The sequence below is a fragment of the Micromonospora sp. NPDC000207 genome (assembly GCF_040300925.1).
Lineage (GTDB): Bacteria > Actinomycetota > Actinomycetes > Mycobacteriales > Micromonosporaceae > Micromonospora.
Window position 1 is genome coordinate 1 of the sequence record NZ_JBEPEQ010000130.1, and the last position, 13,906, is coordinate 13,906.

Below are 13,906 nucleotides of genomic sequence, written 5' to 3' on the forward strand. Positions count from 1 at the left end.
TGTCGACTCGCTGCGGCCCGCCGAGTCGTCGCCACCGCCACCGCCGCACCCGGCCACCGCCAGGACCGCCACCAGCCCCACTCCGGCCAGCGCGGACCCGCGCCGCCGTCCTCCCCGTGTCCTCATCCCTGCTCCGTCCGTCGGGATCGTGATCTCTTACCTCGGACGTGGCCCGGAGCCGTCGCGGTTCCGGCAGACTGCGGCCGAGGACGTCACGATCGAGTAAAGCGAGGAGACGCGATGAAACTGATCAAGTACGCCCACTCCTGCCTCCGGATCGAACACGACGCAGGCGTGCTCGTCGTCGACCCCGGCGGCTTCAGCGAGGCGGAGACGGTCCTCGACGGGGCGGACGCCGTACTGGTCACCCACGAACACCCGGACCACCTGGACGTCGGGGCGATCACCCGTCGACTCGACGAGCGACCCTTCGTCATCCACGGTCCGGCCGCGCTCGCCGGGATCCTCGGCGACGCCGCCGAGGCGCTGCGACCCGTCGAACCAGGACAGTCCTTCGAGGCGGCCGGGGTGCCCGTGCAGACGTACGGGGGCCGCCACGCGGTGATCCACCCCGACATCCCCGTTGTCGACAACATCGGGTACCTGCTCGACGGGACGGTCTACCACCCGGGGGACGCGTTGTTCGTACCGGACGTGCCGGTGGACACCCTCTTCGCCCCGATCCACGCGCCCTGGTCCAAGTTCTCCGAGGTGGTCGACTTCATCCGGGCGGTCGCCCCACGACGGGCCTTCGCCCTGCACGACGGGCTGCTCAACGACAACGGACTGGCGGTGCTCGACAGGCAGTACACAGCGCTGTCCGACTGCGAGTACGCGCGCCTGGCCCCGGGCACCCGGCTGCCCGGCTGACCCGGTGTCCGATCCCGACCACGAGCCCGCCCAGCGGTTGTACGCCACGCCGCCGGAGCGGTTCGTCGCCGCCCGTGACGCCGCAGTGGCCGCCGCCCGACAGGCCGGTGACCAGGCCGCCGCCCGTCGGCTCGCCCGGCTGCGTCGGCCCACCGTCGCGGCGTGGCTGGTCAACCTGCTCGCCATCGAGCGCCCGGACCTCGTCGCCGACCTGGTGGACCTCGCCACCGAGCTGCGCACCGCCCAGCGCGACCTGCGCGGACCCCGGCTCCGGGAACTCACCACCCGACGCCGGTCGGTGGTCGGGGCACTGGTCGCGGAGGCTCGCCGCCTCGCGGCCGGAGTCGTCGGTGCCCCGTCGGCCGGGAGGCTCCCGCTGGCCGAGGTGGAGGCGACCCTCACCGCCGCCCTCTCCGACCCGGACGTGGCCGGACAGGTCCGAGCAGGTCGGCTGCTGCGGTCGGCGAGCTACGCCGGGTTCGGGGAGGTGCCCCGCCCACAACTGCGCCTGGTCACCGGCGGCGACCAGGTGCCGACCGAACCTGCACCGACACGTCGACCCGCCGGCCCCGACCGGGCCGCCCGGGCCGTCCGCGCCGAGCGGGACCGCCGCCGCCGGGCACTGGAACAGGAGCTGACGAAGGCCCGTACCGACCAGGAGCGGGCGGAGGCGGAGCTGACCGACGCCACCGCGACCGAACACGCCGACGGTGCCGCCCTGGCCGACCTGGAGAGCGAACTGGCCGACCTGGAGCGCCGCCGGGCCGCCGCCGAGCAGGAGCTGTCCCGAGCCCGGCGGGCCCGCCGGGCGGCGGAGCGGAGCCTGACCACGGCCCGGCGGCGTACCGGTGACGTGGAGGCTGCGGTGGAGGCGCTGACCGCGCAGGGGGATGCGGACCACGATGGGCAGGAGGCAGACTGATCACGATGAATGACGGCTTTCAGCGCGGCAGCGGGGCGGAGGCGGCCCGGCGGTCCCGGACCCCGGACCGGTCGACCCCGGTGAGCCTCACCCCGGAGCGGGTGGCCGCCGCCGTCCGGCCGGAGGTCATGGCGTTCGGCGACGCGTTCGCCCGCTGGCCGGGCACCCTACGCCGGGCCCGGCAACTGGGCATCTCCAGTTGGACGTTCCACGTCGCCGGTTGGGCGGGGGCACTTGGTGACGTCTCCGCCGCCACCGTCTCGTCCGCCCTGGGGTTCCTCGCCCCGGAGGCGGTGGCCGAGGGGTGGGACGGGGTGAGCCGGTTGGTCCGGCCGACCGAGGTGGCGGCAGCCAGCCTCGCCGAGTGCTGCCGATGGGGCGACGAACAGCTCGCCGCCCTCCCCGGAGTGGACCGCCTGGCCCTGCTCCTGGACCGGGCGGTCGAGGCGGCCGACGCCACCGGGATGCCGCTCTTCGCCGCCTGGCGGTCGATGCCGAGGCCGGCCGGTGCCGTGGGTGCCCGGGCCGCCGTCGGGCTGCGCCTGCTGCGCGAACACGTCCACGGCGCGTCCCTGATCGCGATCCGGGCCAGCGGAATGACCCCCCTGGAGGCGGTGCTCACCACCACCGACGGGGAGGCCACCGCGATCACCTGCGGGTGGCCGCCCCCGTACCCGCCGGTGGGGGCGCTGGTACGCCGCCGGTTCTGGGCCGACGCGGCGACGGACCGGCTGGTCTCCGCCGCGTTCGGGGTGCTCACCCCGGCCGAGGGCGGGGAACTGGTGGAGCTGGTGGGTGCGGCCCGCCGACAGGTCACCGGCACCGGGACGTCGACGGGGTGGGGCGCGGTGTGACGCGGTCCGGTCCTGCGGCCCCCGCTGGGCGGGGCGGGCGGTGGCGGCGCAGACTGGGAGGGTGGGAGACGTGCTACGCCGTGGCGGTGCCGGTGGGGCGGGACCGCAGGTCGGTGACGTAGTCGTCGGGCGCGCCCGCCTTCTCGGCGGCGTTCGCGATCTCCGAGAGGTACCACGAGGTGGGCAGGCCGCCCTCGTACCCGTCGAAGACGTAGATCCCGGCGGTCACGTCCCCGTCCAGGGTCGAGACCCGGACCCGCAGCGTGCGGTACGTTCCGGCGGTGACCCCCTCGATCTCGTCGAGCTGGGCGGCGTCGTAGGGGTGGATGTCGTAGAGGGCGACGAAGACCCGGTCGCCGGGGGACTCGACGACGGTGCTGACCGCGCCCTCCCATCCGATCACGCCCTCGCCGGCGAAGGTGAGCCGCCAGCCTTCCAGCCAGCCGATGCCGACCATCGGCGAATGCGGACAATAGGCGCGCATCCGGGCGGGGTCCAGGTTTGAGCCGTAGGCGGCGTAATGACGCACGGCGATGACGATAGCCCGACAGGTGGGTGGGGGAGAATACGACAGTGCGTGTCGAACGCGATGGGGAGAAGAAAGTCACTGTGGGCATGAGCGAAGGGCGAACCCGGTGAGCCAGATCGTGATCATCGGCGGCGGTCCGGCCGGCTACGAGGCGGCGCTTGTCGCCGCGCAGTTGGGCGCACCGGTCACCGTGGTGGAGGCAGAGGGGGCCGGGGGTGCCTGCGTGCTCTCCGACTGCGTGCCGTCGAAGACCTTCATCGCCAGCTCACAGGTGGTGACCGGGTATCGGGACACGGAGGACTTCGGGGTTCTCTCCGACGGCCTGGAAGCGGTCACCGTCGACGGGAGGGCCGTCAACGAGCGGGTGAAGCGGCTCGCCCTGGCGCAGTCCGCCGACATCCAGGCCAAACTGGTGAAGGCCGGCGTGACCTTCGTGGTGGGCACCGCACGGATCGGCGAGGACACGCTCGGTCACACCCACCGGGTGGTCGTCACCCCCGCCGACGGTAGCGGTGAGTATTCGATTGCTGCCTCGACGGTGCTGATCGCCACCGGTGCCACCCCCCGCCAGTTGCCCACCGCCGTCCCGGACGGGGAGCGCATCCTGACCTGGCGTCAGGTGTACGACCTCCCTGCCCTCCCCGAACACCTGATCGTGGTCGGCTCCGGGGTCACCGGTGCCGAGTTCGCCGGCGCGTACCTGGCCATGGGGGTGGAGGTCACCCTGGTCTCCAGCCGGGACCGGGTGATGCCACACGAGGACGCCGACGCGGCGATGGCCATCGAGCGGGTGTTCCGGTCCCGGGGGATGAGCATCCTGAACAACTCCCGGGCCGAGGCGGTCCGGCGCAGCGGCGACGAGGTCGAGGTCGAACTCTCCGACGGGCGGAAGGTGACCGGGTCACACGCCCTGATCGCGGTCGGCTCGATCCCGAACACCGCCGACCTGGGCCTGGCCGAGTACGGCATCGAACTGGCCCGGGGCGGGTACGTCAGCGTCGACAGGGTCTCCCGGACCAACGTGCCGGGGATCTACGCCGCCGGTGACTGCACCGGGGTCCTGCCGCTGGCCAGCGTCGCCGCGATGCAGGGGCGGATCGCGATGTGGCACGCCCTCGGCGAGGCGGTCCGGCCGCTGCGGCTGCGTACCGTCTCGGCGAACGTCTTCACCGATCCGGAGCTGGCCACCGTCGGTGTCTCCCAGAACGAGGTCGACGCCGGCAAGATCCCGGCCCGTCCGGTGATGCTTCCGCTCTCCGGTAACGCCCGGGCGAAGATGGACGAGATCTCCGACGGGTTCGTCAAGCTGTTCTGTCGCCCGGCCAGCGGGCAGGTCATCGGCGGGGTGGTGGTGGCTCCCAGGGCCAGCGAGCTGATCCTGCCGATCACCATGGCCGTGGAGAACAACCTCACCGTCAACGAGTTGGCCCAGACGATCACCATCTACCCGTCGCTGTCCGGCTCGATCACCGAGGCCGCCCGGCAACTCATGCTCCACGAACTCGAATGACCGCCCGTCGATCACGGGGTCGGCGGTCGTCGGGGGAGACCGGAAGCGCCGCCGATTCCTGATCGGCCCACCTGCGGATGGCGGAGGGTGGTGACGGGGTCACCGAAGTGGCCCAAACGGGTGTGGTCAGGGTGGTCGGAGGGCGGGGCAGGTCGGCGACCGGGGGTCCGGCGACGTACCGTTGTCGGCGCGCACCGGCGCGCGCCGGACCTCGGTCCCGGCGACCCGGCTGCGTAGGGCCGCCGGCAGGTCCCGTGCCGGCGGCCCACCCGTAGCCCCGGTCACGTCGTGGGCCGGCTCCGGACGACCGGTCCGACCCCACGACCGGGCCGGGTCAGCCCGCGACGGGTTCCGGTGTCGCCTCGGTGTCGGTGGTCGCCGGTTGGGTGAACTGGGCCTGGTAGAGCCGGTGGTACGCGCCCCGGGCGGCGAGGAGCTCGTCGTGGGTGCCCTGCTCGACGATCCGGCCCTGCTCCATCATCAGGATCAGGTCGGCGTCGCGGATGGTGGAGAGCCGGTGGGCGATGACGAAGCTGGTCCGGTCGGTCCGCAGCGCCGCCATCGCCCGTTGCAGGAGCACCTCCGTGCGGGTGTCCACCGAGCTGGTCGCCTCGTCCAGGATCAGCAGGGACGGCTCGGCCAGGAACGCCCGGGCGATGGTGATGAGCTGCTTCTCCCCGGCGCTGACGTTGCTGCCCTCGGCGTCGATGACTGTGTCGTACCCGTCGGGGAGGCTGCGGACGAACCGGTCCACGAAGGTGGCTCGGGCGGCCGCCATGATCTCCTCTTCGGTGGCGTCCGGGCGGCCGTACGCGATGTTCTCCCGGATGGTCCCGTTGAAGAGCCAGGCGTCCTGGAGCACCATCCCGACCCGTCCGCGCAGGTCGTCGCGGCGCAGGGTGGTGACGTCCACCCCGTCGAGGGTGATCCGCCCGGAGTCCAGCTCGTAGAAGCGCATGATCAGGTTGACCAGGGTGGTCTTGCCGGCCCCGGTCGGCCCCACGATGGCCACAGTGTGGCCGGGCTCGGCGACCAGGGACAACTCCTCGATCAGCGGCTTGTCCGGGGCGTACCGGAAACTGACGTTCTCGAAAGCGACCCGGCCGCGCGGCTCGCGGACCCGGGCCGGTTCGGCCGGGTCCGGGGTCTGCTCGGTGGCGTCGAGGACGGCGAAGACCCGTTCGGCGGAGGCGACACCGGACTGCAACAGGTTGGCCATCGACGCGACCTGGGTCAGCGGCTGGGTGAACTGGCGGGAGTACTGGATGAAGGCCTGTACGTCGCCGAGGCTCATCGACCCGGAGGCCACCCGCAGGCCGCCGACCACGGCGATCACCACGTAGCTGAGGTTCCCGATGAACATCATCGCCGGCATGATGATCCCGGAGATGAACTGGGCACCGTAGCTGGCCCGGAACAGTTCGTCGTTCTTGGCGTGGAAGGCCGCCTCGACCTCGCGCTGCCGACCGAAGACCTTGACCAGCTCGTGCCCGGTGTACGCCTCCTCGATCTGCGCGTTCAGCTCGCCGGTGTGCGTCCACTGGGCGATGAACCGGGGCTGTGACCGCTTGGCGATCTGCTGGGTGACCACCACCGAGGCCGGGACCGCCACCAGTGCCACACAGGCCAGCAGCGGCGAGATGACGAACATCATCACCACCACCCCGAGCACCGTGAGCAGGGCGGTGAGCAGTTGACTCAGCGTCTGCTGGAGGGTCTGCGAGATGTTGTCGATGTCGTTGGTGACCCGGCTGAGCAGCTCACCCCGGGGCTGCCTGTCGAAGTACGGCAACGGCAACCGGTTGAGCTTGTCCTCCACCTCCGCGCGCAGCTTCAGCACGGTCCGCTGCACGACGCCGTTGAGCAGCCAGCCCTGCCACCACATGAGCAGGCTCGCGGCCAGGAACAGCCCCAGCGCCAGCAGCAGGACCCGGGTCAGCCCGGCGACGTCGATGCCCGCACCGGGCACCAGGTCCATCCGGGCGAGCATGTCGGCGAAGCTGTCGTTGCCGGCGGCCCGAGCCTGCTCGACGGCCTGCTCGGCGGTGCTGCCGGGGGGCAGGTCCCGGCCGATCACGCCGGTGAAGATGATGTCGGTGGCCTGGCCGAGCAGCTTCGGCCCGATCACCGTGAAAGCGACGCTGACCACTGCCAACGCGACCACGGCGAGCAGTTGCAGGCGCTGCGGGCGGAGCCGTCGCAGGAGCCGGCGTGCCGACGGACCGAAGTTCATCGACCGTTCGGCGGGCATCCCCTGGGACATGAAACCGCCACCCCGGTGGCCGCCGCCGCCGGCCGGCAACCGGCGGGGCGTCACCTCCGCCTCCGGCCCGCCCTCCGGTTCCTGACCGTCCTTCTGCCCCGGTACCTGTGGCGAGGTCATGCCGGCACCCCCGTGCTCTGCTGCGACGCGACGATCTCGGCGTACGTGGGGCAGCTGTCCAGCAGCTCCGCGTGGCGGCCGACGCCGACCACGGCCCCGTCCTCCAGCACCACGATCTGGTCGGCGTCGACGATGGTGGAGACCCGTTGCGCCACGATCACCACTGCGGCGGTCGCGGTGACCGGCCGAAGCGCGGCCCGCAGGCGGGCGTCGGTGCCGAGGTCGAGCGCGGAGAACGAGTCGTCGAACAGGTAGATCTCGGGTTGGCGGACCAGGGCGCGGGCGATGGCCAACCGCTGCCGCTGACCACCCGAGACGTTGGTCCCGCCCTGGGAGATCGGCGCGTCGAGGCCCTCCGGGAGCGCCGCGACGAAGTCCCGGGCCTGGGCGATCTCCAGGGCCTCCCAGAGCTGGTCGTCGGTGGCGTCCGGATTGCCGTACCGCAGGTTGCTGGCGATGGTGCCGCTGAACAGGTACGGCCGCTGCGGCACCAGCCCGATTCGACGCCACAGTTCGTCGGGTTCGAGGTCGCGGACGTCGACCCGGTCGACCAGGACCGTCCCGGCGGTGACGTCGACCAGGCGGGGGACCAGCGAGAGGAGGGTGGACTTCCCGGCGCCGGTGCTGCCGATGATCGCCGTGGTCTGCCCGGGCCCGACCCGGAAGGAGACGTCGTGCAGGACCGGGGCCGCCGCCCCGGGGTACTGGAAGCGGACGTTGCGGAGTTCCAACTCGGCGCGGGCGGTGACCTCCCGGACCGGCCGGGCGGGCGGCTCCACCGACGGTTCGGTGTCCAGGACCTCGACGATCCGCTCGGCGCAGACCGCCGCCCGGGGGACCATCATCAGCATGAAGGTGGCCATCATGACTGCCATCAGGATCTGCATGAGGTACTGGAGGAACGCGGTGAGCGCCCCGACCTGGATCGCCCCGGCGTCGACCCGCTGGGCACCGAACCAGAGCACCGCGACGCTGGAGACGTTGAGCACCAGCATCACGATGGGAAAGATCAGGGCCATCAACCGCCCGGTACGCAGGGCGGTGGCGGTCAGTTCGGTGTTGGCGACGGCGAACCGCCGGGTCTCGTACGGCTCGCGGACGAACGCCCGGACGACCCGGATGCCGGTGATCTGTTCCCGCAGTACCCGGTTGACGGTGTCGATCCGGGTCTGCATGAGTCGGAACCCGGGGACCATCCGGCGGATGACGGCGGCGAGGGCGAGGGCCAGGACCGGCACGCTGACCAGCATCAGCCAGGACAGGCCGAGGTCCTCGCGGAGCGCCATCACCACTCCACCGACGCTCATGATCGGCGCGGCCACCATCATGGTGCAGCTCATCAGGACCAGCATCTGGACCTGCTGCACGTCGTTGGTGTTGCGCGTGATCAGCGACGGGGCGCCGAACTGTGCCACCTCGCGGGCGGAGAAGCTGTTGACGTGTCCGAACAGGGCCGATCGGACGTCCCGGCCGAACCCCATGGCGGTACGCGCACCGAGCCGGACGGCGACGATCGCGCACCCGATCTGGAGGACGCTGACCAGCAGCATCCACCCCCCGGTGCGGATGATGTAGTCGGTGTCGCCGCGCGCCACCCCGAGGTCGATGATGTCGGCGTTGAGGCTGGGCAGGTAGAGCGACGCCATGGTGCCCACGAACTGGAAGAGCACCACCAACCACAGCGTCCGGTGGTACGGCCGCAGGTGCGTCCGCAGCAGCCGGATCAGCATGGAACCCCCTCGTTCGATGGCAGACGGGGCCCGGCGTCGGCCGGGGCCAAGCGGACGGTACGCCTGTCGACGCCGACGCGCTGCCCGATTTCGCACTCGTCGTGGCTCAGTGTGTCGATGGGTCCGACCCCAGACTGTATTCCCGCATCACTGCGGTGACCTCGCGGAGGAAGGCGGTGGTCGCGGCGGCCTGCTCGGGGGTGAGCCGGTCGACGGCGCGTTCGACCCCGTCGAGCATCGGACTCAGTGCCGCCACTACCTCGGTGAAGGCCAGATCGGTGACCTGGAGGGCGATCCGGCGACGGTCGTGGGGGTGGGGGGTCCGCTCGACGTGACCGGCCTGGACGAGACGGTCGACGAGGGTGGTCGCCGAGGCGGACCGGATGCCGAGCCGGTTGCCCAGCTCCACCGGGCCGAGCGGGTCGGGGCTGGAGACCAGGTGGTCGATGGCGGCGGCGTCGGTGGTGCCGATGCCGAGTCGACGGGCCAGGGCCGCCCGGGTGTCGCTGGCGGCCCGGATCACCTCGCGCAGGGCCCGGGCCGTCTCGCTGCGACCGGGGCTCTCCCGGGGTCCCTGGTGACAGGGCCCGGGGCCGGTCGGGTCCGGGCCGGAACCGTCCCGGTGTGTCGGAGTTGACCGCACGCCTGTCATGGGTAGAAGCTAGCATTTCAGGTAGCTAGATTATCTAGCAGTCGGGGGAGTGTCGATGCCTCAGGGGCGGGGACGCTGGTGGGGGCTGCTCGCGATCAGCCTCGGTGTCGCCACGATCATCGTGGACACCACGATCGTCAACGTCGCGGTGCCCACGATCATCGGGGACCTCGACATCACCGCCACCGACGCCCAGTGGGTGCAGGAGGCGTACACGCTGGTGTTCGCGGCCCTGCTGTTGGTGGCCGGTCGGGTCGCCGACCGGGTCGGCCGACGACGGATCTTCCTCACCGGGGTGGTGGTCTTCGTCGCGGCGAGCGTCCTGGCCGCCCTCGCCGGAACCGGTGAGACCCTGATCGGCGCCCGGGTCCTCCAGGGAGTCGGCGGGGCGATGATGCTCCCCACCTCCCTCTCCCTGCTCAACGCCACCTTCACCGGCCGGGAGCGGGGCGTCGCCTTCGCCGTCTGGGGAGCCACCATCGGCGGGGCCGCCGCCCTCGGCCCGCTGCTCGGCGGCTGGCTGACCACCGAGTACTCCTGGCGGTGGGCGTTCGGCATCAACGTCCCCGTCGGCGCGATCGTGATCGTCGGTGCCCTGGCCCTGGTCGCCGAGTCCCGCGACGAACACGCCGAACGGGGCGTGGACTGGCTCGGGGCGCTCCTGTCGGTGGTCGGCATGACCGCTGTGGTGTTCGCCCTCATCGAGGGACGCACCTACGGGTGGTGGCAGCGGGAGCAGCCGTTCTCGATCTTCGGACTGGACTGGACCCCGGCCCTCTCCCCGGTGCCGGTCGCCGCAGCGGTGGGACTGCTCGCCCTCGCCACGCTGGTACGCCACCAGCTCCGGCGCAACCGGGCCCGACGGGCGGCGCTGCTCGACCTCTCCCTGTTCGGGATCGGCTCGTTCCGCAACGGGATCGTCGCCGCCGCGATCGTCAGCCTCGGCGAGTTCGGCCTGCTCTTCGCGTTGCCGCTGTGGTACCAGAACGTCCTCGGCTACAGCGCCTTCGGCACCGGCCTGGCGCTGCTCCCGCTCGCCGTGGGCAGCTTCCTCTCCAGCGGCCTCGGTGCCGTCCTCACCCGCCGGTGGGGTGCGGTCCGGGTGGTGCAGCTCGGCGTCGCCGCCGAACTGGTCGGGGTGGCCGGGCTCGGGTTCGTCATCGCCTCGGACACCGTCTGGTGGGCACCGGTCGGCCTGCTCTTCGTCTACGGGGTCGGCGTGGGCCTGGCCACCGCCCAGCTCACCGGGGTCTCCCTCCGGGACGTGCCGGTACGCCAGAGCGGCCAGGGCTCCGGAGTGCAGAGCACCGCCCGGCAGGTCGGCTCGGCGCTCGGCATCGCGGTGCTCGGCACCGTGCTCTTCGCCAGCCTGGGCGGGCTGCTCGGAACCCGTCTCGCGGACCAGCCCGGCCTCGACGCCGCCCAGCGTGACCAGATCGTCGCCGCCGTCAAGGACAGCGCCGGTGCCGCCATCGCCGGGCTCGCCGAGGATCCGGCCACCGCAGCCGTGGCCGAGCAGGCCCGCGACGCCTTCTCCGACGCCACCCGGTACGCGGCCTTCACCGCCGCCGGGTTCCTCCTGCTCGGCCTGTTCGCCTGCGCCCGGCTCACCGGGGAACCCGTGCGGCCCCCCGGCACCCCCGCCGGGCGACCGACCCCCGCCCCCCGGGCCACCGGGCAGCCCGACACCGGCCCGCGAATCGCCGGGCAGCCCGACGCGGACCCCCGGGCCACCGGGCAGCCCGGTACGGCGTCACCAACTCGTGGGTAGCGGCATCCCCTCGGTGTAGCCGGCAGTGCTCTGCACCCCGACCACAGCCCGTTGGTGGAACTCGGTCAGGTTGCGTGCCCCCGCGTAGGTGAAGGCGCTACGCACCCCGGCGACGATCTCGTCGATCAGATCCTCCACCCCGGGTCGGACCGGGTCGAGGTACATCCGGGCGGAGGAGATGCCCTCCTCGAAGACCGCCTTGCGGGCCCTGTCGAAGGCGCTGTCCTCGGCGGTGCGGGCGCTCACCGCCCGGGCCGAGGCCATCCCGAAGCTCTCCTTGTACCGCCGTCCGTCCTCGTCCTGGTAGAGGTCGCCGGGGGACTCGTGCGTCCCGGCGAACCAGGATCCGATCATCACGTTGGACGCCCCGGCGGCCAGCGCGAGGGCCACGTCCCGGGGATGCCGCACCCCGCCGTCGGCCCAGACGTGCCGCCCCAGGTTGCGGGCGGCCGCCGCACAGTCGAGCACCGCGGAGAACTGCGGCCGTCCGACCCCGGTCATCATCCGGGTGGTGCACATCGCCCCCGGACCCACGCCGACCTTCACGATGTCGGCACCGGCTTCGACAAGGTCGCGTACGCCCTCGGCGGTGACCACGTTGCCGGCCGCGACGGGAACCCCGGGGTCGAGGGCGCGGACCGCCCGGAGTGCGGAGACCATGCGTTCCTGGTGGCCGTGTGCGGTGTCCACGACCAGGGTGTCCACCCCGGCTTCGAGGAGGGCACGGGCCTTGCCTGTGACGTCGCCGTTGATCCCCACCGCCGCCGCGATCCGCAGCCGACTCCGGTCGTCCACCGCCGGCCGGTACAGCGTCGCCCGCAGCGCCCCCTGCCGGGTCAGCACCCCGACCAACCTGCCGTCGTCGTCCACCACCGGCGCGAGCCGACGCCGACCCGCCGAGAGCCTGTCGAAGCCGGTACGGGGATCGGCGTCCGCGGCTACGGTGTGCAGCTCCGTGGACATCACGTGGCGCAACTGGGCGAACCGGTCCACCCCCTCGGTGTCCGCCTCGGTGACCACCCCGAGGGGGCGGTTGTCGTCGTCGACCACCACCACGGCGGCGTGGGAGCGCTTGGGCAGCAGGTGGATGGCGTCGCCGACGGTGTCGGTGGGGCCGAGGGTGAGCGCGGTGTCGTGGACCAGGTGCCGTCGCTTGACCCAGCCGACCACGGTGGCCACCACCTCGATCGGGATGTCCTGCGGGATCACTGTGACAGCGCCCCGGCGGGCCGCCGTCTCGGCCATCCGCCGCCCGGCCACCGCCGTCATGTTCGCCACCACCAGCGGGATGGTGGTCCCCGTACCGTCGTCGGTGGCCAGGTCCACGTCGAGCCGCGACCCGAGGTCGGAGCGGGCCGGTGCCATGAAGACGTCGTTGTAGGTCAGATCGTGCGCGGGAATCACGTCATGAAGGAACCTCACGAGACCATCATTCCCGCCCGCAGCCGGTCCCGCCCCCCGGTAGCGCAGGCCGACCACCCCGGTCAGCCCCGCAGCAGCGCCACCGCGACCACCGTCATCACCACCGCGACGACCCCGTCGAGGACCCGCCACGCCCCGGCCCGGCCCAGTAGCGGCGCCAACCGGTGCGCCCCCGCCCCGAGCGCGGTGAACCACACCAGGCTCGCCGTCACCGCCCCCACCCCGAACACCCACCGGTACGCGTGCTGCTGGGCGATCCCGCCGAGCAGCAGGACGGTGTCCAGGTAGACGTGCGGGTTGAGATAGGTGAAGGCGAGGCAGGTCAGCAGGGTCGCCCGTAGCGACGTCGGCGGACGGTCGGCGGGGGAGAGCGTGTCGGGGCGCGACGCCCGACGGAGGGCCAGGGCGGCGTAGCAGAGCAGGAACGCGGCACCGCCGTACCGGATCGCGGTGAGCAGTTCGGGACGGGCCGCGACCGCCGTCCCCACCCCCGCGATGCCCGCGCAGATCAGCACCGCGTCGGAGAGGGCGCAGATCAGGACCACCGGTACGACGTGTTCACGGCGCAGCCCCTGCCGCAGGACGAAGGCGTTCTGCGCGCCGATGGCCACGATCAACGCGAGGGCGACAGTGAACCCGGCGGCGGCCGAGGCGAGTACGTCGGGAGTCAGCACGCCGGTGACGCTAGGAGCCACCCGGCCGACCAGTCCAACTGAACTTTCTCTCCTACCATAAGCTCAACTGATGGAAGGTCTCTCCTCGGAGCAGCTGCGCACCCTCGCCGCAGTGGTCAGCGAGGGCAGTTTCGAGTCCGCCGCCCGGCTCCTGCACGTCACCCAGTCCGCAGTCAGCCAACGGATCCAGGCCCTGGAGGGTGCCGTCGGCCAGGTCCTGGTCCGGCGGGGCCGACCCTGCCGGGCCACCCCGGCGGGAGAACCACTTCTGCGCCTGGCCGGGCAGCTGCTCCTGCTCGAACGGGAGGCGCTGGCCGAGGCACGCGGACGCTGGACCGGCACCCCGGCTGCCGCCGGTGCCCCGACGACGGTGCCGGTGGTGGTAAACGCCGACAGCCTCGCCACCTGGTTCGTCGACGCCCTCGCCCGGCTCCCCGCCGAGCTGGCAGTCCGGTTCGACGTACGCCAGGACGACCAGGACCACACCGCCGAACTGCTGCGCGACGGCACAGTGATGGCCGGGGTGACCGCCCAGCGCATCGCGCCGAGCGGGCGTACCCGGCAGCCCTGCACGGGGGTGCGCTGGGCG

At 72.3% G+C, this 13,906-nt stretch carries 12 protein-coding genes; 6 read left to right on the forward strand and 6 right to left on the reverse strand.

Going from position 1 to position 13,906, the window contains the following annotated elements:
* Positions 1 to 240: 240 nt before the first annotated feature.
* From ABT336_RS23880 to ABT336_RS23890, 3 genes are all read left to right on the forward strand, one after another.
* On the forward strand, positions 241 to 870 hold the full coding sequence (locus ABT336_RS23880) for an MBL fold metallo-hydrolase (protein WP_350899254.1): 630 nt from the start codon (positions 241 to 243) through the stop codon (positions 868 to 870).
* Between the two features lie 4 nt (positions 871 to 874).
* Positions 875 to 1,792: a hypothetical protein gene (locus ABT336_RS23885; RefSeq protein ID WP_350899256.1), complete on the forward strand. Its 918-nt coding sequence runs from the start codon at positions 875 to 877 to the stop codon at positions 1,790 to 1,792.
* A gap of 128 nt (positions 1,793 to 1,920) precedes the next feature.
* Positions 1,921 to 2,646 carry an SCO6745 family protein gene (locus tag ABT336_RS23890; RefSeq protein ID WP_502891253.1) on the forward strand — a complete coding sequence of 242 codons (726 nt, stop codon included), beginning with the start codon at positions 1,921 to 1,923 and terminating at the stop codon, positions 2,644 to 2,646.
* 73 nt (positions 2,647 to 2,719) lie between these two features.
* Here the strand turns inward: ABT336_RS23890 and ABT336_RS23895 are convergent, their stop codons facing one another.
* Positions 2,720 to 3,175, reverse strand: a complete 456-nt coding sequence (locus tag ABT336_RS23895) for a gamma-glutamylcyclotransferase (protein WP_350899260.1) — start codon at positions 3,173 to 3,175, stop codon at positions 2,720 to 2,722.
* Positions 3,176 to 3,281: 106 nt separating this feature from the next.
* On the opposite strand from ABT336_RS23895, the gene ABT336_RS23900 reads away from it, so the two are divergent.
* On the forward strand, positions 3,282 to 4,685 hold the full coding sequence (locus tag ABT336_RS23900) for an NAD(P)H-quinone dehydrogenase (protein ID WP_350899262.1): 1,404 nt from the start codon (positions 3,282 to 3,284) through the stop codon (positions 4,683 to 4,685).
* A gap of 334 nt (positions 4,686 to 5,019) precedes the next feature.
* Here ABT336_RS23900 and ABT336_RS23905 read toward each other — a convergent pair whose 3' ends face one another.
* The 3 genes from ABT336_RS23905 to ABT336_RS23915 all read right to left on the reverse strand — a co-directional run bounded on the left by ABT336_RS23905 (position 5,020) and on the right by ABT336_RS23915 (position 9,450).
* Entirely contained in the window at positions 5,020 to 7,068 is a 2,049-nt protein-coding gene (locus ABT336_RS23905) for an ABC transporter ATP-binding protein (RefSeq protein ID WP_502891250.1), read from the reverse strand.
* Positions 7,065 to 8,798 (reverse strand): ABC transporter ATP-binding protein, encoded by a 1,734-nt coding sequence (locus ABT336_RS23910; protein WP_350899264.1) that lies wholly within the window; start codon positions 8,796 to 8,798, stop codon positions 7,065 to 7,067. The genes ABT336_RS23905 and ABT336_RS23910 overlap by 4 nt, the downstream gene beginning before the upstream one ends.
* A gap of 106 nt (positions 8,799 to 8,904) precedes the next feature.
* A complete protein-coding gene (locus ABT336_RS23915) occupies positions 8,905 to 9,450 on the reverse strand; it encodes a MarR family winged helix-turn-helix transcriptional regulator (protein ID WP_502891251.1) in 546 nt (181 codons plus the stop codon).
* A 55-nt stretch (positions 9,451 to 9,505) separates the two neighbouring features.
* Here ABT336_RS23915 and ABT336_RS23920 point away from each other — a divergent pair, with 55 nt between their 5' ends.
* Positions 9,506 to 11,221, forward strand: coding sequence for an MFS transporter (locus ABT336_RS23920; RefSeq protein ID WP_502891252.1), 1,716 nt, complete (start codon positions 9,506 to 9,508; stop codon positions 11,219 to 11,221).
* On the opposite strand, the gene ABT336_RS23925 is transcribed toward ABT336_RS23920, so the two are convergent.
* Positions 11,204 to 12,643: a GuaB1 family IMP dehydrogenase-related protein gene (locus ABT336_RS23925; RefSeq protein ID WP_350899266.1), complete on the reverse strand. Its 1,440-nt coding sequence runs from the start codon at positions 12,641 to 12,643 to the stop codon at positions 11,204 to 11,206. The two genes, ABT336_RS23920 and ABT336_RS23925, sit on opposite strands and share 18 nt — an antisense overlap.
* A gap of 62 nt (positions 12,644 to 12,705) precedes the next feature.
* The gene (locus ABT336_RS23930) at positions 12,706 to 13,314 is read right to left on the reverse strand and encodes a LysE/ArgO family amino acid transporter (protein WP_350899274.1); all 609 of its coding nucleotides are present in this window, start codon (positions 13,312 to 13,314) and stop codon (positions 12,706 to 12,708) included.
* A gap of 73 nt (positions 13,315 to 13,387) precedes the next feature.
* Between ABT336_RS23930 and ABT336_RS23935 the strand changes: the two genes are divergently transcribed.
* The coding region (locus ABT336_RS23935; RefSeq protein WP_350899268.1) for a LysR family transcriptional regulator at positions 13,388 to 13,906 on the forward strand (519 nt) is incomplete at its 3' end.